This window comes from Actinomadura rugatobispora, assembly GCF_042656285.1.
GTDB lineage: Bacteria > Actinomycetota > Actinomycetes > Streptosporangiales > Streptosporangiaceae > Spirillospora > Spirillospora rugatobispora.
Genome location: NZ_JBHSON010000066.1, coordinates 1 through 26,233, shown reverse-complemented (window position 1 = coordinate 26,233; position 26,233 = coordinate 1). Strand labels below are relative to the sequence as shown.

At 73.1% G+C, this 26,233-nt stretch carries 14 protein-coding genes and 1 pseudogene; 8 read left to right on the top strand and 7 right to left on the bottom strand.

The window, feature by feature from the left end:
- Positions 1-12: 12 nt before the first annotated feature.
- From ACFPZN_RS36985 to ccrA, 3 genes are all read right to left on the bottom strand, one after another.
- Positions 13-1,782, bottom strand: coding sequence for an AMP-binding protein (locus tag ACFPZN_RS36985; RefSeq protein ID WP_378287139.1), 1,770 nt, complete (start codon positions 1,780-1,782; stop codon positions 13-15).
- Between the two features lie 392 nt (positions 1,783-2,174).
- Positions 2,175-2,903: a response regulator gene (locus ACFPZN_RS36980; RefSeq protein WP_378287138.1), complete on the bottom strand. Its 729-nt coding sequence runs from the start codon at positions 2,901-2,903 to the stop codon at positions 2,175-2,177.
- A 213-nt stretch (positions 2,904-3,116) separates the two neighbouring features.
- Positions 3,117-4,463 (bottom strand): crotonyl-CoA carboxylase/reductase, encoded by a 1,347-nt coding sequence (gene ccrA / locus ACFPZN_RS36975; protein ID WP_378287137.1) that lies wholly within the window; start codon positions 4,461-4,463, stop codon positions 3,117-3,119.
- Positions 4,464-4,717: 254 nt separating this feature from the next.
- Between ccrA and ACFPZN_RS36970 the strand changes: the two genes are divergently transcribed.
- From ACFPZN_RS36970 to ACFPZN_RS36960, 3 genes are read left to right on the top strand one after another with little or no spacing between them, the layout of a single operon-like run.
- Positions 4,718-6,469, top strand: coding sequence for a fatty acyl-AMP ligase (locus ACFPZN_RS36970; protein ID WP_378287136.1), 1,752 nt, complete (start codon positions 4,718-4,720; stop codon positions 6,467-6,469).
- On the top strand, positions 6,466-7,284 hold the full coding sequence (gene fabG / locus ACFPZN_RS36965; RefSeq protein ID WP_378287135.1) for a 3-oxoacyl-ACP reductase FabG: 819 nt from the start codon (positions 6,466-6,468) through the stop codon (positions 7,282-7,284). The genes ACFPZN_RS36970 and fabG overlap by 4 nt, the downstream gene beginning before the upstream one ends.
- A 20-nt stretch (positions 7,285-7,304) precedes the next feature.
- Positions 7,305-8,207 (top strand): phytanoyl-CoA dioxygenase family protein, encoded by a 903-nt coding sequence (locus ACFPZN_RS36960; protein ID WP_378287133.1) that lies wholly within the window; start codon positions 7,305-7,307, stop codon positions 8,205-8,207.
- Here the strand turns inward: ACFPZN_RS36960 and fabI are convergent.
- Positions 8,204-8,968, bottom strand: a complete 765-nt coding sequence (gene fabI, locus ACFPZN_RS36955; protein WP_378287132.1) for an enoyl-ACP reductase FabI — start codon at positions 8,966-8,968, stop codon at positions 8,204-8,206. The two genes, ACFPZN_RS36960 and fabI, sit on opposite strands and share 4 nt — an antisense overlap.
- Positions 8,969-9,102: 134 nt before the next feature.
- Here fabI and ACFPZN_RS36950 point away from each other — a divergent pair, with 134 nt between their 5' ends.
- From ACFPZN_RS36950 to ACFPZN_RS36940, 3 genes are all read left to right on the top strand, one after another.
- Positions 9,103-14,766 (top strand): type I polyketide synthase, encoded by a 5,664-nt coding sequence (locus ACFPZN_RS36950; protein WP_378287131.1) that lies wholly within the window; start codon positions 9,103-9,105, stop codon positions 14,764-14,766.
- Between the two features lie 3 nt (positions 14,767-14,769).
- A complete protein-coding gene (locus ACFPZN_RS36945) occupies positions 14,770-20,037 on the top strand; it encodes a type I polyketide synthase (RefSeq protein WP_378287130.1) in 5,268 nt (1,755 codons plus the stop codon).
- 68 nt (positions 20,038-20,105) lie between these two features.
- Positions 20,106-20,597, top strand: coding sequence for an SET domain-containing protein (locus ACFPZN_RS36940; protein WP_378287129.1), 492 nt, complete (start codon positions 20,106-20,108; stop codon positions 20,595-20,597).
- Positions 20,598-20,749: 152 nt separating this feature from the next.
- Here ACFPZN_RS36940 and ACFPZN_RS36935 read toward each other — a convergent pair whose 3' ends face one another.
- Genes ACFPZN_RS36935 through ACFPZN_RS36925 form a run of 3 tightly spaced genes read right to left on the bottom strand, consistent with a single transcriptional unit; the run spans position 20,750 to position 24,167 of the window.
- Positions 20,750-21,379 carry a GNAT family N-acetyltransferase gene (locus ACFPZN_RS36935; RefSeq protein WP_378287128.1) on the bottom strand — a complete coding sequence of 210 codons (630 nt, stop codon included), beginning with the start codon at positions 21,377-21,379 and terminating at the stop codon, positions 20,750-20,752.
- Complete coding sequence (fabF, locus tag ACFPZN_RS36930; RefSeq protein ID WP_378287127.1) at positions 21,369-22,685, bottom strand: beta-ketoacyl-ACP synthase II; 1,317 nt, start codon at positions 22,683-22,685, stop codon at positions 21,369-21,371. Before fabF ends, ACFPZN_RS36935 begins: the two co-directional genes overlap by 11 nt.
- Positions 22,686-22,730: 45 nt before the next feature.
- Complete coding sequence (locus tag ACFPZN_RS36925) at positions 22,731-24,167, bottom strand: class I adenylate-forming enzyme family protein (RefSeq protein WP_378287176.1); 1,437 nt, start codon at positions 24,165-24,167, stop codon at positions 22,731-22,733.
- Positions 24,168-24,420: 253 nt separating this feature from the next.
- Here ACFPZN_RS36925 and ACFPZN_RS36920 point away from each other — a divergent pair, with 253 nt between their 5' ends.
- Complete coding sequence (locus ACFPZN_RS36920; RefSeq protein WP_378287126.1) at positions 24,421-24,681, top strand: acyl carrier protein; 261 nt, start codon at positions 24,421-24,423, stop codon at positions 24,679-24,681.
- 13 nt (positions 24,682-24,694) lie between these two features.
- Positions 24,695-26,233, top strand: a pseudogene (locus ACFPZN_RS36915) (serine/threonine-protein kinase); the annotation flags it as partial.

Below are 26,233 nucleotides of genomic sequence, written 5' to 3'. Positions count from 1 at the left end.
CCCCCAAGGGCGCTACCGGCGCAGGTCCAGCAGGCGGCCGGTGGAGACCTGGTACCGGGCGGGGGCATCGGCACGGCCCGGCTCCTCGAGCACCGGCCCCAGCGCGTCGGCCGCGAACAGGTGGCACATCAGCTCGTGGCTCAGCCCGCCCTCGGAAAGGCCGCAGAGCGTGCCGCAGGGCACGATGACCACATCGGCGACCGGCAGCCCGAGGTAGCCCACCAGCCGTGCCCGCACGGCGCTCGTCAACCGGGTCGCGTCCTCCGGATCGGCGGCGTCGCCGTCCAGCTCCAGGACCACCGCGATCTCCCCGTCCGGCAGCGGGATCGTGAACACTTTGTGGATCCGCCGGGCCGGCGGGCCGCCCAGCCGGCGGACCTGCTGCTCGATCGCCTCCGGATGGATCACGCGACCGCCGATGACGAGGCGCTCGTCCAGCTTCCCGACGATGTAGAGCTCGCCGGCGTGGACGGCGCCGAGATCACCGGTCCGCAAGAAGCCGCGCTCGCCCCTGGCCGTGGTCGCCTGGAAGACCGGCCTCCTCCCCGGGTCCGAGCTCCAGTAGCCCCCGGCCACGCCGGCGCCGCGAATCCACACCTCGCCGAGGACCCCCGCCGGCTGCGCCCTCCGGGAGGCGGGGTCGACGATCCGGACGGCGTCCTCGTCCACGGTCCCGTGCGCGACCAGCTCCAGCCCGCCCGCCTCGCCGCCGACCTCGACCACGCGCCCGCGCTGCAGGCTCTCCACGCAGACGGGCAGCACCCGCGGCCGCCTGCCGGCGGGACCGCCGGTCACGAGCATGGTGGCCTCGGCCAGGCTGTACCCGGCCACGAACGCCTCCGGACGAAACCCGGCCGCCGCGAAGCGTTCGGAAAACTCACCGATGGTCTTCGCGCGCACCGGCCGTCCGATGTCGACCGCCTGCCGCCAGCGGGACAGGTCGAGCCGGGCCAGTTCCTCGTCGTCCACCTGGCCGGTGCACAGCTCGTAGCCGGCGTCGGGCGCGATGGCGACGTCGGCGCCGTAACGGTCGATGACCTCCAGCCAGGTGTACGGCCGCCGGGCGAACCCGGTGGACTCCGGGTGCACCGTGGTGGCCCCGAGGAAGAGCGCCTCAAGGAAGGCGATCAAGCCGGCGGCGTGATGGAGCGGGAACCAGTTGCACAACCGGGTGCCAGGCGCCCAGCCCAGGAGGCGCGCCGCCGTCGCCGCGTTGTCGGCCAGGTTCAAGTGCGAGACCGCCACGCCTCGGTGATCGCCGCCTGCCATGGACGTGTACTGCAGCAACGCGGTGTCCCGTGCGGTGCGCCGGGGCGGCCTCCACTGCGCTGAGGTCAGGTCCGCCGTGCCGTCGCTCGACAGGCAGCCGATCCGGCCGAGCCCGTCCTGGTCGGCCCACGCGTGAACGATCGGAAGGTGCGCCGGATCGGTGAGCGCCACACGAGGACCGGCGTCCAGCGCGATCCCGGTCGCCCGCGCCAGGTGGTGCCCCGAACCGTCCGGCATGGGGCAGGCGATCGGCACCGCGCCCGCGTACAGGCAGCCGACGAAGCTCTTGGCGAATTCGATCCCCGGCCGGTGCAGGACCAGGACGCGGTCACCCGGGTCGATCCGGCTTTGCAGGTACGCGGCCACCGCGCGGGCGGCGCGGTCGAGTTCCGCGTACGAGAGGGCTTCGGCCGGACGGGGGTCGTCCGGTCCGGAGACGAACACCGCCGCCTGCCGCTCGGGGGTCAGGACCGCGTGGCCGATGACGCGATCCACCACTGTTCCGCCAGCCAAGATCATTACCATGTCCTCACTGGGCACCCTCGCCCCGCGTGGTGCGCCGGACACAGATCTCCATTCCCGTCCGGCGTCCGTTCTTGACCGCCCGGCTCCATTGTCGGTGATCTGGCTTACCGTTCGCTTACAGCTTCTCGGTAGTTCCGCGGGTTATACGCGGGCGCAGTCGGAAGAGCACGCGAGGAGATATGGAGAATCACGTCGACGCGCTGGATTCCGCGGTAATGGGGCCGACGCGGATGAAATCCAACGGGCGGAGTCCCCCGGGAACACGGGAAGGCGTGAACGCGCGAACGCGGACAGCGCGGTCGTGAACCTGACCGCACTGCCCGGTGAGCCTTAACCGAACCGGCGAACGCCTCGGGTGACGCGTGCCGCGCCCGCCACGGTCACCACCCGGCCGCGCGGGGAAAGCTCTCGGTCCGGGTGACGGCGCGGCCGGGACGGCCGTCACCGTCGCGGCCGGCCCCGGGGCCCCGGCGCGGGAGAATGACACCGTGCTCGATCGCGTAGATGGCCGCCTGCACCCGCGAGTCCAGATTCAGTTTGGCGAGCACCCGGTTGACGTGGATTTTGACCGTCCCCTCGCCGATCTTCAAGAGGCCCGCTATCGCGCGGTTACTGTGCCCCTGCGCGAGCAGGGTGAGCACATCGCGTTCCCGTGCGGTGAGACTGCGGAGCTCGGGAGACGGCGGCAGCGGCGAAAGGACGGCCAGCCGTTCGATGACGCGCCGCGTCACCAGCGGGTCGAGCAACCCGTGCCCGCGGTGGGTCCTTCTGATCGCCTCGATGAGGACCGCGGGGTCGCCGTCCTTCAGCAGGAAGCCGGACACACCCGCCTGCAGGGCGTCGAACAGGTGCTCGTCATTGGTGTCCGTGCTCAGCGCGATCACCGTGTGCGGCGTGTCCGGTGCGGCCAGAATCCGCCGTATGGCGGTCATCCCGCCCATCCGCGGCATGCGCAGGTCCATCAGGACGACATCGGGCCCGAGTCGTGCGGCCGCTTCGACGGCCTGGCCACCGTCGGCGGCCTCGCCGACGACCTCGATGTCCTCCGGGACCATGAGAAAACGCCTCAGCGTTCGCCGGACGGCCGGTTCGCCATCGGCGATGAGCACTCTGATCGCGGGGCCGGGCCTTCCGGCGCCCGCCTGTCGATGACCGTGCGATGAGTTCTGTCGTGGCAGTTCGCGGGCATGCATCCGCTGGTTCCCCTCCACGGATACCGATTGCTTCCACCTTCACTATTCGCCGGCCCTCTATATCCGCCCTATATAGGCGCGACCGGACCGGGAGGTGAACAGGATCGGACGTGGCTTCGGCCGGGGTCGTCAGCCGACCGGCACGGGAGTGTCGAGAAGGGGGTTCAGCCTGCCGGGACCGATGCGTTCGCGCAGCCGGTCATCGGTGACGCCCAGGCCGGTCGTGGGGGCCATGCAGAGCACGCCCACCTTGCCGATATGCCCGTTGTTCTGGACGAGGCGGGCGGCCTCCGCGGCCTTGGTGAGCGGGTAGACCCGCGACAGTGTCGGCACCAGGTGGCCGCGCTCGAACAGCCTCAGGCATTCCCACTGTTCCCGCGCGTTCGCCCCGTGGCTGCCGATGACCCTCTTGAGGTTCATCCACAGGTAGCGGTTGTCGAACCGGTGCTGGTACCCGGTGCTGGACCCGCAGGTGACCACCGTGCCGCCGCGTGCGGCCAGGAAGACCGACAGACCGAACGTCGCCTGGCCGACGTAGTCGAAGACGATGTCCGGATCGCAGCCGGTCTCGGCACGGATGGCCCTGCCGAGGCTCTTGCCGAGCCGGATGCTCTGGTCCGGGCCCGGCTCGCCGCCGTCGTCGAGGCCGAACTCGCTGCGGTCGAGGATCACGTCGCAGCCCAGCGTCCGCAGGTGCTCGGCCTTGCGGGCCGAGCCGACCACACCGATGGCGACCCCTCCCCCGTTGCGCACCATCTGGACCGCGTACGCGCCGAGCCCGCCGGTGGCTCCCCAGATCAGGACGGTGTCGCCCTGCTTCATGGCCGCGCCCTGCCGGCTGACCAGCATCCGGTACGCGGTGCCCGCGCACAGCGAGACGCACGCGGACTCCTCCCACGTCAGATGGGCGGGCTTGGGGATGAGCTGGCTCGCGCGCACGACGCTGTAGCACGCCAGCCCGCCGAAGTTGGTCTCGAAGCCCCAGGCCCGCTGCTCGGCGCCGAGCATGCCGTCGCCGTGCGTGGCGGCCTCCTGGTCGTCGACGTAGGCCGGGCTGATCACCACCCGGTCGCCCACCCGCCAGCGCCTGACCCCCGTCCCGACCCGCACGATGATCCCCGCCCCGTCCGATCCCACGACGTGGTAGGGCCGGTCATGGCGGATCGCATGGCCTCCGGTCCGCGCGAAGCGCTCGAGGAACGCGAAGGTGGGCACCGGCTCGAAAATGGCCGACCACACGGTGTTGTAGTTGATCGAGCTGGCCATCACCGCGACCAGCACCTCATCCGGCGCGAGCTCGGGCATGGGCACCGGGCCGACGCGCAGCGACGCGCGCACGTCCTTGTCCGTGACGCCGGTGAACATGTCGACGTCCTCGGCGCGCAGATGCAGGGCCGAATACTCGTCCGGCACGGGAGTCCGTGCCAGCACTTCCGCCGGGGCGTCGTCCAGCAGGGCCTCGGTCATCGGATCCATGGCATTCCCTTGCGAATCGTGGTCATCCTTCTGCGCCGGACACGGTGATTCCGTGCCATATTCCGGAGAGGTGGCGGCCGTGTCCAGATTCGCCATGGCAAGTCGCCGTGTCAACCCTTTTCAGGCTGTTCAGGGGGAGGCATCCGGACTCTATAACAATGGATATATAGACAAGGATAGATGGCATATACCTGATCGCGCTGGAAGGATCGTGCGCATGGCTTGAGCGACCTGCGGATTCGAGGGAGTTGGGAATGGCGATTTCGCTGGCGGCCGCCGACGTCCACACGAACGAGTCCATGAGGGACGTGCTGCGGCGGCACGCACGGCACAGATCGGCGGCGCCGGCCCTCACCTTCGTCGACTTCGGCTCCGACCGCCGGGGGGTGCCGGTCACGCTGACCTTCGGCGACCTGGATCTGCGGGCGCGGGCGGTCGCCGCCGAACTGCAGTCGCTGACCGCGCCCGGTGACCGGGTCGCGCTTCTGCTGCCCCAGGGCCTTTCCTACGCCGTCGCGTTCTTCGGGTGCCTCTACGCCGGCGTCCTGGCGGTGCCGCTCTTCGCTCCGGAGGGACGCGGCGGCGACCGCCTTCGCTCGGTGCTCGCCGACTGCGGCCCGCGGCACGTCCTGAGCACGGTGGCGGGCAGAGGGGCGGTCGACGCGTTCCTGGAGGAATGCCCGGACCACTCCGTCCGGCAGGTGATCCCCGTGGACGAGATCCCGGCCGGGATCGCCGGGGAGTGGCGTCCGGTCGACGTGGATCTCGACGAGGTCGCCTACCTGCAGTACACCTCCGGCTCCACCAGCCGCCCGGCCGGCGTGCGCGTCACGCACCGGAACATGGTCGCGTCGTGCTGGCAGATGCGCACGCAGGGCGCGTTCTCCGAGGACGGCGTTCTGATCTCCTGGCTGCCGTACTTCCACGACATGGGGCTCGTCCTGGGGCTGCTGATGCCGACCGGCGCGGGCGCCCACTCCGTGCACTTCACCGCCTCGGCGTTCATCCAGGATCCGCGCCGCTGGCTCGAACTGATCACCCGGTACCGGGGGACGTACACGGCCGCGCCGGACTTCGCCCTCGAACTGTGCGTGCGCCGGGTGACCGGGGGCCGCAAGATCGGGCTCGACCTGAGCACGGTGACCGACCTCGTCAACGCCAGCGAGCACGTGCGCCCCACCAGCGTGGCGGAGTTCACCGCGGCCTTCGCCGACCGCGGGTACTCCGAGCGCGCCAACTCGGCGGGATACGGCCTCGCCGAGGCGACCCTGGCGGTCACCTCCACGCCGCTGGCCGCCAAGGGGCTCGTCCACCACTTCGACCGGGCGGCGCTCGGCCGCGGGCACGCGCGCACCGCCGACCCGGCCGCCGCCGGCTCCTGGCCGCTGGCCAGCTGCGGCACCACGCTCCCCGAGGTCGATCTGCGGATCGTCGATCCGGAGGACCGCCGGCCGCTGCCCCCCGGCCGGGTGGGGGAGATCTGGGTGCGAGGTCCCAACGTCGCCGACGGATACTGGACCCGGTCCGAACGCGACACCGAGGTCTTCGGCGCGCGCCTGGCGGACGGGTCCGCGCCCTGGCTCCGCACCGGAGACCTCGGCTTCCTGAGCGGCGGGGAGCTGTTCATCACCGGCCGCCTCAAGGACCTGATCATCGTGGACGGCCGGAACCACTACCCGGACGACATCGAGGCCACCCTCGCGGAATCGCCGGCCGCCGGCGCCGTCGTCAGGACGGCGGCCTTCTCCGTCGACCCGGGCGACGGTGAGAGCGTGGTGGTCGTCGCGGAGGTGCGTCCGGCCAGGGCGCGGGCCGCGGCGCTGACCGCCGAGCGGATCGCGATGGCGATCAAGGAGTGCGTGGCCGCGGAGCACGGCCTGGCGACCGGCACGGTCGTCCTCACCCGGCCCGGGGCGATACCGCGGACCAGCAGCGGCAAGGTGCGGCGGAGCGCCTGCCGCGACCTGTTCCTGTCCGGCCGGCTGCCGACCCCGGACTGGTCATGACCGCGCCCACCGGCCCGGGGCCGGTTCCCCCGCTCCCGACCGCGCCGGAGACCGCGCCGGAGACCGCGCCGGCGCCGGGACCGCGCGAGCAGGGCCCGCGACCGGCCGCGGCGTCCCGTTCCTGCCTGATCACCGGCGGCAACCGCGGCATCGGGCTGGCCATCGCCGGCGAGCTGGCCCGCCAGGGTGACGCGGTCGCCGTCACCTACCGGACCGGGGAACCGCCGGCCGGGTTCCTGGGGGTCCGCTGCGACGTGACCGACGGGGCGCAGGTCGACGCGGCCTTCACGACCGTGGAGGAGCGGCACGGCGACGTGGAGGTGCTCGTCGCCAACGCCGGCATCGCCCGCGACAACCTGCTCGCGGTGATGACCGACGAGGAGTTCGTCTCGGTCATCGACACCAACCTGATCGGCGTCTACCGCGTGGTGCGCCGCGCCATGCGCGGGATCCTGCGCAGGCGGCGCGGGCGCATCATCCTGATCTCCTCCTCGCTGGGCCTGCTCGGCGCGGCGGGCGAGACCAACTACGCCGCCTCCAAGGCGGGCCTGATCGGGTTCGCGAGGTCGCTGGTGCGCGAGGTCGCCGCGCGGGACATCACCGTCAACGTCGTCGCCCCCGGCTACGTCCTGACCGACATGACCGCCGACCTGCCCGACCGCGTCCTCGCCACGTACATCGAGCAGACGCCGCTCGGACGGGCCGCGACGCCCGCCGAGATCGCCACCGTGGTGCGCTTCCTGGCCAGCGACGAGGCCGCCTACCTCACCGGGGCCGTGATCCCGGTGGACGGCGGCGCCTCCATGGGCCACTGACGACCCCGAAGGAGAATGCCGTGTCCTCCCATGCCGACCCCGAGCAGCCCGTCCCCGAAGAGGTGCCGCGTTTCGGGCCGCCGTACGACTGGCAGGCCATTGACGCGGCGGTGAAGGAGTGGGGGGCCGCCGTCGTCGGCGGGCTGGCCGGGCGCGACCTGTGCGCCCGCGTCAACGGCGAGATCGACCGCTGGCTGGCGCGGGACCGGGACTCCCGCCGACCCCGCACCGGGACGCCGGTCTACGACACCTTCCTGGGATTCCGCACGGTCCGGCTGCAGCGGCTGGTCACCAGGATCCCCGTCGTCCGCGAGCTGGTCACGCACGAGGAGATCCTGGCCTGGGCGCACCGGATGCTCACCCCGGTGTGCCGGCGGATCCTGCTCAGCACCGCCGAGATGATCCAGATCGGCCCGCAGGAGACCGCACAGTTCGTGCACCGGGACTCCGACGCGTGGTGGCCGGAGCTGCTGCGCCAGGAGCACGCGGTGAGCGTGACCGCCATGGTGGGGCTCACGCCCTTCACCGCCGAGAACGGGGGGACGCGCATCGCGCTGGGCAGCCACCGCTGGCCGGCGGGCCGGCGGCCCAAGGTGGGGACGCTCCGGCAGGCGATCATGGACCAGGGCGACGTGCTGCTCTTCCGCGCCGACGTCTTCCACGGCGGCGGGCGCAACGGCACCCCGGACCAGTACCGGCGCGGGTGCGCGGTGAGCTACTGCGCCGGCTGGCTGCGCCCGCAGGAGACCGGCACCCTGGTCGCCCCGCCCGACGTGGCCGCCGGCCTGCCCCCCGAGATCGCCGAGCTGCTCGGCTATGCCGTGCACGACTCCACGTCGGTGGGCGGCGGCATCGTCGGGATGCTCGACAACGGCGATCCGCGCGGCACGTTCCCGCCCGAGCGGCTCGGCCGGCGGCGCTAGGCGCCCATCGCATGCGCTCCTCCGTCGACATGGATGATCTCGCCGGTCGTCGCCGGGAACCATCCGGAAAGCAGCGCCACGCACGCCCGCGCCACCGGGCCGTGATCGCGGGTGTCCCAGCCGAGCGGCGCCCGCCGGTCCCAGGACTCGTCGGACTCGTCGAAACCGGGAATGTTCCGCGCCGCCGTGGTGCGCAGCGGCCCGGCGGCGACCAGGTTGACCCGCACGTCCCGGGGCCCGAGGTCGCGGGCCAGGTAGCGGGTGCAGGACTCGAGGCCGGCCTTGGCGACGCCCATCCAGTCGTAACCGTCCCAGGCCACCCGCGCGTCGAAATCCAGTCCGACGATGGAGGAGCCCTCGCGCAACATTGGCAGCACGGCGCCGGCGAGCGCCTTGAGCGAATATGTCGAAACGTGCAGCGTCGTCGCGACGTCGGGCCAGCCGGTGTTCATGAAATTGCCGCCCATGGCCGTCTGCGGAGCGAAGGCGATCGCATGCAGAACGCCGTCGAGACCATCCAGATGAGCGCCGGCGCGGGCGCTGAGCGTCGCCAGCTGGCGGTCGTCGGTCACGTCCAGCTCGATGACCGGGCAGGGCTCGGGAAGCCGCTGCGCGATGCGCTTCACCAGGCTCAACCGGCCGAACCCGGTCAGCACGACCCGGCCGCCCTCGGCCTGCGCGAGGCGGGCCGCGTGAAAGGCGATCGAAGAGTCGGTGAGAACTCCGGTAATCAGAATGTTCTTACCGTCCAGAATGCCCATGGATTCCTCCGGTCAACCCGAATGCCTAGGGCACATGATAGACATTTATCCGGCGCCGGTGTCAACGTGTGCAGAGGAATTCCAATCCAGATTTCGTCAATCGCCCGGCGCATATTCCGGGCTGTCTTTCCGAGGTGAGATCTGCGGTGGTGCGCGGTGGGCAGGTACGCGACTGGCTGATCCGCTGGCTGGGCGAGCGGGTGAACGAACCCGCGGGCGCCATCGATCCCGACCGGACGTTCGACGCGTACGGGCTGCGATCGCGAGACCTGGTGGAACTCACGGGCGAGCTGGGCGAGATCCTGGACCGGCCCGTCGACCCGCAGATCATCTACCGTCATCCGACCATCACCCTGCTGGCCGGATACTGCGCGGAGCCGGCCGCGGGCGCCCCGCCCCGGACCCCGGAGGCCACCGGCGCGGACGCCGCGCGTACCGGCGACGACGCCGCACGTGCCGGCGAGGCGATCGCCGTCGTCGGGCTGGGCTGCCGGTTCCCGGGACGGGCGCACAGCCCCGCCGAGTTCGGCGCGTTGCTGCTGTCCGGCCGTTCCGGCACCAGGGAGGTCCCGGCCGAGCGCTGGGGGGAGCCGGCCGCCGGCCCCGCCGCGCCGCCCGCGGCCCGGCCCGGTGGCCGAGGAGGCTACCTCGACTGCGACATCGCGGAGTTCGACGCGGGCTTCTTCGGGATCGCGCCGCGGGAGGCGGCGGCGATGGACCCGCAGCAGCGGCTCGTGCTGGAGGTGACCCAGGAGGCGCTCGAGCACGCCGGCATGGCCACCCGCTCGCTCGCGGGGTCCCGGACGGGCGTGTTCATCGGCGCGTCCACCTCCGACTACGGCCTGCTGCAGCTCCAGGACCAGGCCACGATCGACGCCTGGACCGGCACCGGCTCCTCCCCCAGCATCCTGGCGAACCGGGTCTCCTACCTGTTCGGGCTGCGCGGGCCCAGCATGACGGTCGACACCGCCTGCTCGTCGTCGCTGGTCGCCGTGCACCTGGCCGTGCGGAGCCTGCGCTCCGGTGAGAGCGACCTCGCGCTGGCCGGCGGGGTGAACCTGATCGTCTCCCCGGCCATAACGATCGGTTTCGACCGCGCCGGCGTCATGGCGCGCGACGGCAGGTGCAAGACCTTCGACGCCGCGGCCGACGGGTACGGCCGCGGCGAAGGCTGCGGCATGGTGGTCCTGAAGCGCCTGAGCGACGCCGTGCGCGACGACGACCGCGTGCTGGCGGTCGTCCGGGGAAGCGCGGTCAACTCCGACGGCGCCACCAACGGGCTGATGGCGCCCAGTCCGGCGGCGCAGGAGGCCCTGCTGCGGGAGGTCTACGCCGCGGCCGGCCTCGACCCGCGCGAGGTCGACTACGTGGAGGCGCACGGCACCGGGACGCTGCTCGGCGACCCCATCGAGGCGAACGCGCTCGGCGCCGTCCTGGGGAAGGGCCGCCTGGCCAGCCGGCCGCTGCTGATCGGCTCGGTCAAATCCAACCTCGGGCATCTGGAGGCCGCGGCCGGCGTCGCCGGGCTGATCAAGGTGGTGCTCGCGCTGTCCGGCCGGCGGCTGCCGGCCAGCCTGCACTTCCACGCGCCCAACCCGCACATCCGCTTCGACGAACTGCGGTTGCGCGTCGTCACGGCTCCGCTCTCGTGGCCGCGCTACCGGGGCGCGGACCTCCCGGTCGCGGGAGTGTCGTCCTTCGGATTCGGCGGCACCAACGCCCATGTCGTCCTGGAGGCGGCCGCCGAACCGGCGGCGGACGCGGACGCGGGTGCCGGTACGGGTGCGGACTCGCCGACCGCGCCGGGCATCTTCCTGATCGGAGGCGGCGGGCCGGAGCGTCTCGTCGGCACGGCGGCGGCGCTGCGGCGCCGGCTGGACGCCGAGGACGCCCACCCCTCGCTGGCCGACATCGGCTACTCCCTGGCCCGGCGGGATCGCAGGGCCCACGCGGCGGTCCTGGCGCGGACGACCGGCGAACTGCGCGAAGGGCTGGATCTTCTGGCCGAGGGCGGAGACGGTCCCGCCGTCGTGCGCGCTCCGGACGGCGGCCCTCTGAAGGGACCGGTCTGGGTCTTCTCCGGGCAGGGATCGCAGTGGCCGGGAATGGGGCGGCGGCTGCTAAAGGAGGATCGCGCGTTCGCGGCGGCGGTGGCCGCCCTGGATCCGCTGTTCGTCGCGGAGGCCGGCTTCTCCCTGCGCGGGCTCCTGGAATCCGGGGCGGATCCGGGCTCGATGGACCGGATCCAGCCGGTGCTGTTCGGGATGCAGGTGGCCCTCGCCCGCGCCTGGGAGGCGATGGGACTGCGGCCCGCGGCGGTCATCGGGCATTCGATGGGCGAGGTCGCGGCCGCGGTGGCGGCGGGAGCGCTGTCCTGCGAGGACGGGCTCGCGGTGATGGTCCGCAGGTCGCGCCTGCTGGCCGAGCTGGCCGGGCGCGGCGCGCTGGCCTCGCTCGACCTCGCCGAGGACGAGGTGCTGGAGCTCATCGCCCTCGTCCCGGGGGTCGAGGTGGCGGTGCGCTCCGCGCCCCGCCAGACGGTGATCGCCGGGGGTGCGCGGCAGGTGCGGGCGCTCGTCGAGCGGGTGGTGCGCGACGGCGGCCGCGCCAGGCTCGTGGCGGTCGAGGTCGCGAGCCACTCGGCGCACATGGACCCGATCCTGGAGCGGCTGGCGGCCGCGCTCGCCGAGGTCCGCGGCCACCGGCCCGAGGTGCCGTTCTACGGCACGGTGCTGGAGGACCCGCGGGAGGTCCCCGGCTTCGACGCCGCCTATTGGGTGGCCAATCTCCGGCGTACGGTCCGGTTCAGCGCGGCGGTCGCGGCCGCCGCGGACGACGGTTTCGACTGCTTCGTCGAGGTGTCTCCGCATCCGCTGCTGCTGCAGGCGGTCAGCGAGACCTTGGAGGACCGTCCGCGCCGCCCGGTCGTCCTGCCCACGCTGGTCCGGGACGGCGACGAGGCCCGGACCATGCGCGCGCAGGCGGCGACGGTACTGCTCGGCGGCGAGCCGGCCGCCGCGGACCGGCTGTTCCCCGGAGGCCGTGTCATCGACCTGCCCACCACCGCCTGGCGGCGCGGCAGGCACTGGATCGACATGACCCGGATGCGGGCGGGCGGTGGTGGTGCCGCCCCGGGGGCCGGGACGCTGCTCGGCGAACGTGTGGACGTCCCGGGCGCCGACGGGCTGACGCTGTGGCAGGCGCGTCTCGGCCCCGGCGCGCTCCCCTACCCCGGGCGGCACTCGGTGGAAGGGGTGCCGCTGGTGCCGGCCTCCGTCCTGGTGCACACCGCGCTGCGCGCGGCTCCTCACGCCGAGGCGACGGCGATCCGGTTGATCCACCCCGTCCTGCCGGACCAGGACCAGGACGTCCAGGTGACGGTCCGGGACCAGGCGCTGGAGGTCCACGTGCGACCGGCCGGGCAGGACCGCGCCTGGGTGCTCAGCATGACCGCCGGCGTGCCGCAGGCGGCTCCCGCCGACGCCGCCGGTGAGCCGCCCGGCCTCGCGCCGGCCGGGAACGAGACCGTCACCGATCTGGCGGCGGTCCAGTCGGCACTGGCTTCGGCCGGGGTCGAAGGCACCGCGTATCCATGGCAGGTCAAGGCCCTGTCCACAGGGAAGACCAGCCTGACGGCCGACATCGTGTTCGCGGACGAGGGCGTGACGTGGGCGGGCGTCCTCGACGCCGCGCTGACCATCGCGCCGATGGCGGACGCGGACGAGACCGCCCGCGTGCCGGCGAGCATCGAACGGGCGGCGGCGTACACCGACGCGGAGTCCCCCGCCGTCGTACGCGCGGTCCGGCGTCCGGGCCAGTCGGGAACGGGCGAACTGGTCGTCGACATCAGCGTCGAAGGACCGGCGGGGCATCGCATCCTGAGCCTGGCCGGGGTCCGCTACGCGCCCCTCCAGAGTGACGGCGCGGAGGCCGCGCTGGACGTCCGGCGGCTGGTCCACGCCGTCGGGTGGCGGCCGCTCGGCCAGGGCTCCGGCGCGCGTGCCGCCGCCCCCGCGGACGTCACCCTGCTCGGGCCTACCTCGGAGCTGGCCGGCCTTCTCGGCGGCCGCGTGCGGGACGCCGGCGTGGCCGTACGGCACATCGCGGATCTCGAGGATCCCGCGCTGCGGGACGCGCCCGCCGGGACGTTCGTGCTGCTGCCGCCCGCCCCCTCAGGGGACGACATCGCGGCGGCCGTGCTCGACGGCTGCCGCCGCGCCCTCCAAGTGATCAACACGCTCGCCGAACGCCACCGCTCCGGCGGCGCCGCCCTCTGGCTCGTCACGGAGGGGGTGCAGGAGGCCGCGGACGAGAACGCGCCGGCCGCGGCGACGCTGTGGGGCCTGGCGAAGGTCGCGGCGGCCGAATACCCGCACCTGCGGTGCGCCGTGGCCGACCTGTCCCCCGGAACCGCCGCCGAGCGGGCCGCCCGGCTGGCGCGGCTGCTGCTCGATCCGCCCGACGAGAGCATCGTGGTGGCCCGCGAACAGCCGCTGGTCCCGGAGATACGGCCGGCCGAGGCCGGGCAGGGCCCGGGCGCGGGCTCGGGGCCGCTCGCCTGCGCACCGGACGCCGGATACCTCATCACCGGCGGGCTGGGCGCCCTCGGCCTCCGCACGGCGCGATGGCTGGCCGACCGCGGCGCCCGCAGGCTCGTGCTCGCGGGCCGCACCGGGCTGCCGCCCCGGCGCACCTGGGACGAGGCCGGCGGCCGGGAGCGGTGGCGGGAGCCGGTCGCCGCCGTCCGGCGGCTGGAGCGCCGCGGCGTCGCGGTACGGGTCGCCCCGCTGGACGTGGCCGACCCCGCGGCCCTCGCCCGGCTGCTGAGCGATCTCGACCGGGAAGGCCATCCGCCGATCCGCGGGGTCGTCCACGCCGCCGGGGTGCTCGCCGACCGGATGCTCGCCGACACCGGCGCCGCGGATCTGGAGGCGGTGCTGCGTGCGAAGGCGGTGGGCGCGTCCGTGCTCCACCGCGCCTTCCCGCCCGGGACCCTGGACTTCTTCGTGCTGTTCTCGTCCGCGGCCGCCCTGGCCGGGGTGCCCGGCCAGGGCACGTACGCGGCCGCCAACGCCTATCTGGACGCCCTCGCCCACCTGCGGCGGAATCGGGGATGCACCGCGACGAGCATCGACTGGGGCGTGTGGGAAGGGCTCGGTTTCGCCCGTCCCAAGGCGGCCAGGCTGGTCGTCGACGAACTGCGGTCGGCGGGGCTGCGGCCGCTCCGGCCCGAGGAGGCGTTCGCCGGCTGGGACCACCTGCATCGCGTCGGCGCCGCACAGGCGATCGTGGTCCCGGTCACCCGGACCGGGCCGTCGGCCCAGGCGCCCGGCCTGCTGGGCCAGGCCGTCGCCCTGGCGAACGCGGCGGACCAGGGCGGTGACGGCCACGCGGCGGACGCCCGGGCCTGGGCCGGTCTCGCCCCCGCCGAGCGCCGCTCGCGCGTCGAGACGACGGTCACCGCCATCGTGGCCGGGGTCATCGGCATGCGCCCCGGCGACGTGGAGACCCGGCGCCCGCTCGCCGAGCTGGGCCTGGACTCGATCATGGCCCTGATGATCCGCAACCGGGCCGAGCGGGCACTGGGCCTGCGCATTCCGGCGACCGCGTTGTGGAACCACCCGACGATCGACGCCTTCGCCGACCTCCTGGACCGGCGGCTGGCGGAGGCGGACGGCGCGCCGGCGACCGCCTCCCGCAAGGCGGAGCCCGGCCCGTCCCGCGAAGCGGCACCGGGCCCCGCGGCCCGCGGCTGGAACGACCTTCTCACCCGCATCGAGAGCGACGATGGGAGATGAGCCATGACGAGCATCACCGAGCGGCTCGCCGAACTGTCCGAGGACCAACTGGACGTGCTGGCCGACCGGCTGGCGGGCGCGGCGGGCACGATCGCCGCCGAACCGATCGCCGTCGTCGGCATGGCGTGCCGCTTCCCCGGCGGCGCGAACAGCCCCGAGGCGTTCTGGCGGCTGCTCGTCGAAGGACGCGACGCCGTGACCGACATCCCGGCCACCCGCTGGGGCGCCGCGGAACTCTACGATCCCGACCCGTACGCCCCGGACAGCGCCAACTCCCGGTGGGGCGGGTTCCTGGACGACGTCAGCGGCTTCGACGCCGCGTTCTTCAACATCTCGCCCCGTGAGGCCGAGGCCATGGACCCGCAGCAGCGGCTGCTCCTGGAGACCGCGTGGGAGGCGCTGGAGCGGGCGGCCATCGGACCCGGGTCACTGGCGGGCAGCCGGACCGGGGTCTTCGGCGGCCTCGTGTACAGCGACTACCAGCAGCTCGCTGCCGAGGTCGGCCCCTACAGCGGCACCGGCAACGCGCACAGCGTGGCCGTGGGACGGATCTCCTACCTCCTCGATCTGCACGGTCCCTGCACGGCGCTGGACACGGGCTGCTCCTCCTCGCTGGTCGCGGTGCACCTGGCGGCGCAGAGCCTGCGCCTGCGGGAGAGCGACATGGCCTTGGCGGGCGGGGTCAACGTGATCCTGGACCCGGACACGCACATCGCCCTCGGGCAGTGGGGGGCGTTCGCCCCGGACGGCCGCTGCAAGACCTTCGACGCCGCCGCGGACGGCATGGTGCGCGGGGAGGGGTGCGGCGTCGTGGTGCTGAAGCGCCTCGGGGACGCGCTGCGTGACGGGGACCGCGTCCTGGCGGTCATCCGCGGCTCGGCGGTCAACTCCGACGGGCGTTCGCAGGGGGTGACGGCGCCGAACACGAACGCGCAGGCGGCGGTGCTCAGAGACGCGCTCAGGTTCGCGGACGCGTCACCGGCTTCGGTGGGCCTGATCGAGGCGCACGGCACGGGCACGCAGCTGGGGGACCCGATCGAGTTCGAGGCGCTCGACCAGGTCTACGGAACCGGCGACCTGCCGTGCGCGCTCGGCGCGGTCAAGACCAACATCGGCCATCCGGAGGCGGCGTCCGGGATCGCCGGCCTGATCAAGGCCGTCCTGGCGCTCCAGCACGACGTCATCCCGCCCAACCTGCACTTCACCAAGTGGAACCCGGCCATCGACGCCGAGGGCGGCCGCTTCTTCGTGCCGACCGGACCGGTCTCGTGGCCCGCCACGGACGAGCCCCGCCGGGCCGCGGTCTCCTCGTTCGGGTTCGGCGGCACCAACGCGCACGTCGTGCTGGAGGCCGCGCCCGCGAACGGGCCGGGCTCCGGCTCCGCGTCCGGTCCCGGGGTGTACGTGGTCTCCGGATGGGACCGTGAACGGTGCGCCGAGACGGCCGGTCTCCTCGCGGACTGGCTGGAGGGCCCCGGTGCCGGCGTCCCGATGCCGGACATCGGCACGACGCTGGCCCGGCGGGCGGGCGTCCGGCAGCGCGGGGCGGTCGTCGCGGCGGACCGGGAGGAGCTCCTCGCGGGACTGCGCGGCCTGGCGGCGGGCCGGGCCGTACCGGGCGTCGTGGCGCAACGGTGGCGGGAACGCCGCCGGGGGCCGGTGTGGGTGTTCTCCGGGTACGGGTCGCAGTGGCCGGAGATGGGCCGTGAGCTTCTGGAGTCGGAGCCGGCGTTCGCGGCGGCGATCGCGGAGCTGGAACCGGTGATCCAGGAGGAGGCGGGCCTGGCGCTGGCCGAGACCTTGGCGCGCGGCGGGCTTCCCGCCCGGGGCACCGACGTCCAGCCGCTCATCTTCGCCATGCAGGTGGCCCTCGCCGCCGTGTGGCGCTCCTACCGGGTGGAGCCGGCCGCGGTGATCGGTCACTCGATGGGCGAGGTGGCCGCGGCCGTCGTCGCCGGCGTCCTCAGCCCCGAGGACGGCGCCAGGATCCTGTGCCGGCGCTCCCAGGCGATCGCGGGCGTGGAGGGCGAGGGCGCCATGGGGTCGATCGAGGCGCCGCCCGACGAGGTCGCGGCCCGGCTGACCGAGCTGGGCGTCGGCGACACGGTCTGGGTGGCCGTCCTGGCCGGGCCGGCGACCACGGGCATCGCCGGGAGCCCCGAGGATGTGGAGCGGGTCGTCGCCGACTTCGCCGCGCGGGACGTCACGGCCAGGTCCGTGCCGGGGAAGGCCGCCTCGCACACCCCGCTGATGGACCCGCTCGCCGAGCCGCTGCTCGCCGCGCTGGCCGATCTCGGCCCGCGGCCCGCCGAGCCGGATCGGCGGGGCGGCCCGGTCTTCTACTCGACGGTGACCGAGGATCCGCGCGAGGCGCCGTCCTTCGACGGGCCGTACTGGGTGGACAACCTCCGCAGGCCGGTCCGGCTGGCCGCCGCGATCAAGGCGGCCGCCGACGACGGGCACGAGGTCTTCGTCGAGGTGAGCCCGCATCCCCTGCTGAGATGGGCGGTCGAGTCGACGCTGGCGGCGGCCGAGGTTCGCGACCCGCTCGTCGTGCCGACCCTGCGGCGCGACCAGCCGGCGCGGGCCACGATGCTCACCCAACTTGCCGCGCTGTGCTGCGACCACCTGCCCGTCCCGGGGGAGCGGCTGTTCCCCGGCGGCGGTGTCGCGCCGCTGCCCACCACCGCCTGGCATCACCGCGACTACTGGACGTCGCCGTCGCCGGACGGCGGCGCACCGGCCACCGCCGCGGGCGACGCGCTCGCGACCGCCGTTCCGGCTCCGGCGCCGGGCCTCATGGCGGGCCATCCGCTCCTCGGCATGCACACCAGGCCGGCGAACAGCCCCGGAACCCATCTCTGGCACGGGCGGCTCGACCCGTCGTGGACGGCCGAGTGCTCCGACCTGCCGGAGGAGCCGGTCTCGCTGGCCCTGTACGGGGAGATGGCGCTGGCCGCCGCGCGGTGCGCCGGCCTGCGGCCCTCGGTGGTCCGGGACCTGTGCGTCCACGAGCCGCTGCGGCCGGGCGAGCGGGCGGAGGTCCAGACGGCGCTGGTTCCGGAGGACCACGACGGCGGGGTCCTGTCCAGCGTGAAGATCTACACCGCCGACGGCGACGCGGACGGCTGGCGGCTGCGCGCCTCCGCCAGGATCCACCGGGCGACCGCGGATTCCGCCGCCGGCACCGGCACGGGCGTCACCGGCACGGGCGGCGCCGGCACGGGCGGCGCCGGCACGGACGGCACCGGCACGGGCGTCACCGGCACGGACGGCGCCGGCACGGGCGGCGCGGGGCGGGTCGCGGTACTCGCCAGATGCATCGACACCCTGACGGCGCAGGCGATCGGGAAGGCGCAGGCGTCCGGGGCGCTGGTGCCGAAGGGCGCCGACGGCCTGTTCTGGGAACCGGCCGCGGGCGCGTTGAGCGCGCGGCTGCTGTCGGCCGAACCCGCCGGTGCGGGGCTGGCGGTGTCGGCCGCCCTGGAAGGGCCAGGCGGGGACGCGGGATCGCTGCGTGGGCTCCGGCTCGAGCCCGCCCCGGCGCCGGTGCCGGGCTCATGGGTGCACACGGTGGGCTGGCGGGAGCTTCCCCTTCCGGCGGGCGATGCGCGCGACGGCCTGGCCGGTGAAGGCGGCTGGGTCGTCGTGAGCGACGGGTCGGATGTGGCCGGCGCCCTGGTGCACGCGTTGGCCGAGGCGAGCGTCGAGCACCGCGTCGTCCCGATCACGGAACTGACGGCACCGGCGGCCGCGGACAGGATCGCCCGCCTCGGCCCGCCGGCCGGGGTCGCCCAGGTCGTGCTGCCGGTCGGCCTGGACGCCGGCGACGGGGCCGAGGCCGATCCCGCCACCGCCCATCGCCTGACCCTCCAGGCGTGGCGGCTCGTCCACGACCTCGCGGCCGCCGGCGCCGACCGGCCCCCTCGGCTCTGGCTGGTGACCCGGTACGCGCAGGCGGCGCGACCGGGGGATCCGGTGCACGCCGCGCGGGCGGCCGTCTGGGGCGCGGCGCGGAGCCTCCTGCCCGCCCATCCCGACCTGCACGGCGGTCTGATCGACCTGGACGACCGTCCGGCGGAGCGGGCCGCCGAGCTGATCCGCCGGGAGATCACCGCCGGCTCGCCCGAGGACCAGGTCTGCCACCGGGGCGAGGCCCGGCTGGTGCCGCGGCTCGTGCCGGGCACGCTGCCCGCGGGCGCCCCGCTGGCGATCGACCCCGACGGCTGCGAGCTGGTGGTGGGCGCGAGCGGGCGAGTCGGCCCGCTGGTGCTGCGGCAGCTGGCCGACCTCGGCGCCCGCCACCTGGTGGCCCTCTCCCGCCGCGGCCTGCCGGACACGGCCCCCATCGTCCAGGAGCTGCGCGGCCGCGGCGTCACCGTGACCGCGGTCGCCGCGGACGTCGGAGACGAGGCCGCCATGCAGGCCCTGAGCGACCGCTTCGGGGCCGATCTGCCTCCGCTGCGCGGCGTCTACCAGGCCGCCGTCACCGGCGCGACGACACCGCTCGACCAGATGGACGAGGACCACCTCGCCGCGATGTTCGGCTCCAAGGTCACCGGTACGCACCTGCTGCACCGGCTCGCCGAGTCCCACAAGGTGACGCGGTTCGTGTGCTTCTCCGCACTGGCCGCGCTCCTGGGCGGATGGGACGCCGCGTACGCGGCCGCCAACTGCTTCCAGGACGCGCTCGTCCTCCACCGCCGGACCCGCGGCCTTCCCGGGCACACGGTGAACTGGGGAGGCTGGCGCGAGGGAATGGCCGGAACCCCGCAGCAGGAACTGTTCGAAGGGGGCGGGATCCGGCTGATGCCGGGCCGCCGGCTCAGCGCCGTCCTCGGGCGGCTGGACGAGCGGGAGGCTCCGGCCCAGCTGGTCATCGCCGACGCCGAATGGTCCCGGATCGGGATCGCGGACGGGAGCCGCCCGTCCAGCCTGCTCGCCGGCTACCTGGACGAGCCGGCGCGGCCGGGCGCCCGAGTGCCCGCGGACGGCGCGACCGGCCTGCGGGAGCAGGTCAGGGCCGTGGTGGCCGAAATCCTCAAGCTCCCGTCCCCCGAGGCGCTCGACCCCGACCAGAACATCTACGACCTGGGCATGGACTCGCTGATGAGCATCTTGATCCTGCGCAAGCTGCGGTCCCTGCTCGGGCACCGGCTGCCGGCGGTGGTGCTGCGCGAGCACCCGACCGTCTCCGCCCTGACCGGGCACATCGAGGAAATCCTCCGCGAGGCCGCCTCCGGGCCCGACGCGTCCCCGGCCTCTCCCTGATCCCCGTCCCCTCCTCCCAGGCGCCGAGCCCTCCGGCGTCGATGCGCCGTAACCGACTGGAGCCGTCAATGAGCACGAGCACCTTCTACGAGGTCGCCGACGACCGCCCGGCGGGCGCCGGGCTGGTCGCCGCGGCGCCCATCGCCGCGGGCACCGCGGTGGCCGACTTCGCCGACCGCCCGGTCCACACCGTGCCGTCGGTCTACACGATCCAGGTGGGCGTCGCCGAGCACGTCGACTCGCCCACCGTGCGCTATCTGAATCACTCGTGCGCGGCGAACGTCTTCGTCGACACGGTCGCCCGCATCGTCATCACGATGCGGGCGATCGGCCAAGGGGAGGAACTGACCTTCTTCTACCCCTCGACGGAATGGGCGATGGTCCGGCCGTTCGCCTGCCTCTGCGCCGCCCCGGACTGCATCGGAATGGTGCAGGGGGCCTACTTCCTGCCGAGCGACGTCCTCGCCCGGTACCCGTTGAGCCCTCACATCAGGAAGCTGGACGCCGACCGCGGCGGACCGTCGCGGGACCGGCCGCCGGTGCCGGGCAGCGGCTCCTGACCGAGACCGCCGCCTCCCGGTGGCCCAAGGGCCGCCGGGAGGCGAACGCCGTACCGGCACGACCATCGGCGCCGCCGGCACCAACGCCAGGGCCGTGGACGATCCGACCAGATCGTCCACGGCCCTGGAGATTTCCCGGCCCTCGCCGGGCGTCAGCCCTCGACCACCCGGTTCGCCAGCTGGGAAAGGTAGCTCTGCGGCTTGTTCGTCACGTACTCCTGGAACACCTTGCGCGCTTCCAGCTTCTCCGCCTCCGGGACGGTATCCGGTGTCAGCTCCAGTTCCTGGACGAGCTTGTAGTAATCCTCGCGCAGCATGGAGAACATCGCCGCGTCGTGATACTCGCCATCGAGGAAGAAGTAGTCGCGGAGGACGCCCTCCAGGACCATGATCCCCTGGGTGACCATCCTCATCGGCTGCCGGTTGTACAGTCCCGCCACCATCTCCACCCGGTGCGCGTTGCGCGCGTGGAAGATGTACTGCAGGAGCAGCAGCACGGCCTCGACGCCGTACCCGTCGGTCCAGGCCTCCTCGTCACCGATCGCCACGCCCAGCTCGTAGCTTCCCTCGTAGGCCAGCTGCCGCCACGACACGACGCCGATCCGCTCCCCGTCGTTCCTGACGACCATCAGGAACGTGACGAACCCGTGGCGCAGCTGCTCAGGGGTGACGAAGGTGGGAGAGCCGGCGCCGTAGCTCCCCACGCGCCCCCCGATCCAGTCGGCGAGCAGGTCGAAGTCGTCGTCCTTCATGCGCCTCAGCGAGACGTAGTCACCCTTCATGTGGCCGCTCTCCGTTCTGGTCGTTTCCGCTTCCGGCCGGCGGCGCGTCCGGCCACCGCCTGGCCACCAGCACGGCGTTGTGCCCGCCGAAGCCGAACGAGTCGCTCATCACCACCTCCGGGTCGTGCCGCCGCGGCACGTGCGGGACGAAGTCGATCTCCGGGTCCTCCGGGTCGTCGCAGTTGACGGTCGGCGGCAGCATCCCGGTCACCAGCGACTGGACCGCCGCGACGAGCTCCACCGCGCCGGCCGCGCCGATCATGTGGCCGAGCATCGACTTGATCGAACTGATCGGCGTCCGGGCGGCGCGCTCGCCGAAGACCGCGCGGATCGCCGCGAGCTCGACCCGGTCGTTCAGCACGGTGCTGGTGCCGTGCGCGTTGATGTAGTCCACCTCGTCGGGGCGCACGCCCGCGTCCGCGAGGGCCAGCCGCATCGCCCTCTGGGCGCCCAGCCCTTCGGGATGCGGCGCCGTCAGGTGGTAGGCGTCGGTGGTGGCGCCGTATCCCGCGAGCTCGGCGAGGATGGTCGCGCCCCTGCGGCGCGCGTGCTCGCTCTCCTCCAGCACGACCACGCCGGCGCCGGCGCCCATCACGAAGCCGCTCCGCTCCCGGTCGAAGGGGCGGCTGGCACGCTCGGGCTCGTCGTTGCGGCGGGTCAGCGCGCCCGCGATGGCCGCGCTGGCGACGTTGAGCGGGCCGATGGAGTCCTCGCAGCCGCCGGCGATGACGACGTCGGCGACGCCGTACCGGATCAGCCGCATCCCCTCGCCGATGCTGGTCGCGCCCGTGGCGCACGCCGTGTTGATCGCGGCGGAGGGACCGCCGGCGCCCAGCCACAGGGCGATCTGGTTGGTCGCGATGCCCTGGCCGCTGGTCGCCGCGTAGTAGGGCGGGATCTTGCGGTACCCGTGGTCGTGCAGCCGCCGCTGGGACTCGGTGATGAACCTGTCCGGGCCGTCGCAGCTGCCGACCAGTACAGCGGTGCGCTCGGCCAGGCCGGGACCGATCTCCAGGCCGGCCTGGGCGACCGCCTCCTCGGTGGCGGCCAGGGCGAACAGCACCGACCGGTCCAGCCGGCGGCTCACCTCGCGCGGCCAGTGCTCGGCCGGGGCGAACCCGTGGACCTCCGCGGCGATCCGGACCGGCAGGCCGGTGGCGTCGAAACCGGTGATCGGGCCGACCCCGCTGCGTCCCGCGAGCAGCGCCGCCCACCACCGCTCGACCGACAGTCCCACCGGAGTGATCACACCGGTGCCGGTGATCGCGACCCGGCGCCGCGGCGGCCGGTCCTCCTGGTCGGTCATAGCGATCTCGGCCCCCTTCCGGTGCCACGGCACCGCTGAGCGAGGTCAGGCATCGGCGTCCCCCTCGGCGAGGGTGGCCGCCGCGGCGGGCGCGGGCGGCCGGAACACCGCCTCCCGGCAGAGGCGGCGCAGTTCGGCGCGGTCGGTCTTGCCGTTGCGGTTGACGGGGAACCGCTCGAAGACCACCACATGATTCGGTTGTTCGTAGGGCGCCAGGTGGGCGCGGATCCGCCGCCGCCACGTCCAGGCGTCCACATCCGCGTCCTCCACGGCGAACACCAGCGTGCAGCCGCGCCGCTCGTCCTCGAGGGCCACCACCGCGACCGGCCGGCCGATCGCCTCGGCCTTGCGCTCCAGCACCTCGGGGTACAGCGTGTGGCCGAGCCGGTGCACCGCCTGCTTGCGGCCCAGGACGAAGAGATGCCCCCGCTCGTCCAGGTAGCCGAGATCACCTGTGCGGTGAGGGGGAGGCCACGTCGGGTCGACGGTGTTGTCCTCGGTGAGGTACCCCTCCATGACGTCGGGGGACCGCACGACGACCTCTCCGACCTCGCCGGCGGGCGCGGCGCTTCCGTCCTCGCGCAGGATCCCGACCTCGATGCCGTCGAGGACGCGGCCGCACCCCACCGGCGCCTCCAAGGTCGCGAAGGCGACGTTGCCCAGTTCCGTGCTCCCGTACCCGTCGAGCAGGGGGCGCCCGAGTGCGGCGCGGAACCGCTCCGAGAAGTGCGCGTCCAGCGGAGCTCCCCCGGTGCAGAACAACCGCACCGACCGCAGCCCCTCCCCGAGTTCGGGCCTGCGCTCCAGCAGCGACACCAGGCTCCGGTACGTCGCGGGCGTGGCGTCCAGAACGGTCGCGCGGTTCGCGGAGCGCAGCGTGGCGTCCAGCCGCCGGTACGGACCGATCAGCACTCCGGCGCCCGAAAGAAACGCCAGGAACAGCATGGAAAGCCCGTACTGATGAGAGAACGGGAGCAACGGCAGGAACATATCGGTGGACCGGTAGCCCATCATCTCCCGCGTGCGTTCGAGGTTGTCCAGAAAAGCCCGGCCGGATCGCACGACGGCCTTGGGCTGCCCGGTCGACCCGGAAGACCAGGCGATCAACGCATCGGACCGGCGCCGCCATTCCCCGAGCTCCAGGCGCTCGGCGCCGACGCTGCCGCCCGGGACTCGCTCGAAACGAATGGCACGCGCCCCCTCGGGCGCCTGAACACCTTCGCCGAGCAGCGCCCAGCCGGCCCGTGTGAGCCCGGCGACGCGCTGGCTCTCCTCCGCGGTCTGCTGGTGGTCGACCAGGACCAATGAGACATCGAGATGCAGCAGCGCGAACAGCGTCGCGACGAAGGCCATCGAGTTATCGGCCTTGAGCATCACCCGATCACCTGCGGAGACACCGACCTCCCGCAGGTGCCGGACCATCCGGAGAGCGGCCTGCGGATCGGCGAACGAGTACTCCCCCACTCCACCGGGAGACAGCATGGTGCTCACGTGGCCATCTCCTCCCGCCGAATACCGTACGACAAAGCTAACCACCGCGAACAATTCCCGACAAGAGTCGCACACCCCGGAAATCAACCCCGTTATACATTTCGATATAGCACATCTATCGATAGATATAACCGATCCCCGAAATAACCACCGACACTCTTGTCCGGCGAAGCCGGCCCGTTGCATAGTTGCTTGCAAAGACGGAAATCCCCGCCTGACTTCGATCGACTCCGGAGGTGTCGTGATGGACGTGTCCCAGACACAGGTTGTTCAGGCGATCGGTGAAATCGTGGAGGACATCGTCGGCATCCCCGCCGGCAACGTCACGCCGGACAAGCACTTCATGGACGACCTCGACCTCGACTCGCTGGCCCTGGTCGAACTCGGATTCGCCCTGGAGGACAAGTTCGGCGTGGAGATCGCCGAAGAGGACATCAAGGACCTCGTCACGGTCCGCGACGTCGTCGCCTACGTAGTCGGCCGGGCGGCACGCGTGGCGACCTGACCCCCGCGATGTCGTGACGCCGATCGGCACCGACCTGGCCGGACCAGACGCGACCTCGCATGAGCAAACCCGTACGCCCCGGCGCCCGGGGAGCGTCCACGGCCGATGCGGCCATCGCGGTGCGGAAAGAGCAGGTGTGGACGCAAGCGGGACCACTGCGGCAACCCTGGGCGCCGCGGCCCGGCTGGCGCACCCGGCCATCGCCGCGGTCTTCGATGTCGGCGAGGACCGCGGGTGCTCCTACCTGGTGCTGGAACTGCTGGACGGGCAGGACCTGCGTGCCCTGCTGTCCCGGCACCCTTACGGCCTGCCCGTCGAGGATGTGCTGGACTACGGAATCCAGGTGGCCGAGGGGCTTGCGGCCGCGCACGCCGCCGGGGTGGTCCACCGCGACATCAAGCCCGCCAACCTGATGCTGCTGCCCAGCGGGCAGGTCAAGATCTGCGACTTCGGTATCGCCAGGCTCCAGGGCGCGACGGCCGGTCTGTCGGCGGCGGGCGTGCGGATGGGGACCATCGCCTATATGCCGCCCGAGCAGATCACCGGCAGGCCCCTGGACGAGCGAGCCGATCTGTACGGCCTGGGCTGCACCCTGTTCCACCTGCTCACCGGCCGGTACGTCTTCCCCGGTGAGGACATGCAGGCCGTCGTCGCCCAGCACCTCGCCAGACCCGCTCCGTCTCCGCGTGAATTGCGCTCTGAGATTCCTTTCGCCTTGGACGCGCTCATCGTGGCCCTGCTCGCCAAAGCACCTGAGGAGCGGCCTGGGGACGCCGCCGCCGTGGCAGGTGAACTGGGCCGGATCAGTGCGGCCTGGGACGACCCGGGCCTCTGGTACGAGTTGCCCGATGTGTCCTTGCTGCGTCCGGGCAGCGTGGCCAAGCCGCGGACCAAGGCCAATGACACGGTGGTGAAAGCGATCGGGGTGGAGATTCCCAACGTCGACAAGGACATCGTCAGTCTGAGCACCATCCGATGGTCGTGGGGCTGGGCAAGGACGTCGAGGGCCGCACGGTGGTGGCGAATCTGGCCAAGATGCCGCACATCCTGATCGCGGGTGCGACCGGGGCGGGCAAGTCGACGTGCATCAACGGGCTGATCACCTCGATCCTGATGCGGGCGACGCCGGACGAGGTGCGGATGATCCTGGTCGATCCCAAGCGGGTCGAGCTGACGATGTACCAGGGGATTCCGCATCTGATCACGCCGATCATCACCAGTCCCAAGAAGGCGGCCGAGGCGCTGGACTGGGTGGTGGGTGAGATGGACCGGCGCTATGACGATCTGGCGGCGTCGGGGTTCCGGCACATCGACGATTTCAACAAGGCGGTGCGCGCGAACAAGCTGAAGGCGCCGCCCGGCAGTGAGCGGGTGTACCAGCCCTATCCGTACATGCTGGTGATCGTGGACGAGCTGGCCGACCTGATGATGGTGGCGCCGCGCGACGTGGAGGACTCGGTGGTGCGGATCACCCAGCTGGCGCGCGCGGCGGGGATCCATCTGGTGCTGGCCACGCAGCGGCCGAGCGTGGACGTGGTGACCGGGCTGATCA

Excerpts from the sequence above, each read along its gene's own strand:
- ccrA (WP_378287137.1), bottom strand. The coding sequence starts at position 4,463 with ATGGATCCGATGACCGAGGCCCTGCTGGACGACGCCCCGGCGGAAGTG.
- ACFPZN_RS36970 (WP_378287136.1), top strand. The coding sequence starts at position 4,718 with ATGGCGATTTCGCTGGCGGCCGCCGACGTCCACACGAACGAGTCCATG.
- fabG (WP_378287135.1), top strand. The coding sequence starts at position 6,466 with ATGACCGCGCCCACCGGCCCGGGGCCGGTTCCCCCGCTCCCGACCGCG.
- fabI (WP_378287132.1), bottom strand. The coding sequence starts at position 8,968 with ATGGGCATTCTGGACGGTAAGAACATTCTGATTACCGGAGTTCTCACC.
- ACFPZN_RS36945 (WP_378287130.1), top strand. The coding sequence starts at position 14,770 with ATGACGAGCATCACCGAGCGGCTCGCCGAACTGTCCGAGGACCAACTG.
- ACFPZN_RS36940 (WP_378287129.1), top strand. The coding sequence starts at position 20,106 with ATGAGCACGAGCACCTTCTACGAGGTCGCCGACGACCGCCCGGCGGGC.
- ACFPZN_RS36935 (WP_378287128.1), bottom strand. The coding sequence starts at position 21,379 with ATGAAGGGTGACTACGTCTCGCTGAGGCGCATGAAGGACGACGACTTC.
- fabF (WP_378287127.1), bottom strand. The coding sequence starts at position 22,685 with ATGACCGACCAGGAGGACCGGCCGCCGCGGCGCCGGGTCGCGATCACC.
- ACFPZN_RS36925 (WP_378287176.1), bottom strand. The coding sequence starts at position 24,167 with ATGCTGTCTCCCGGTGGAGTGGGGGAGTACTCGTTCGCCGATCCGCAG.
- ACFPZN_RS36920 (WP_378287126.1), top strand. The coding sequence starts at position 24,421 with ATGGACGTGTCCCAGACACAGGTTGTTCAGGCGATCGGTGAAATCGTG.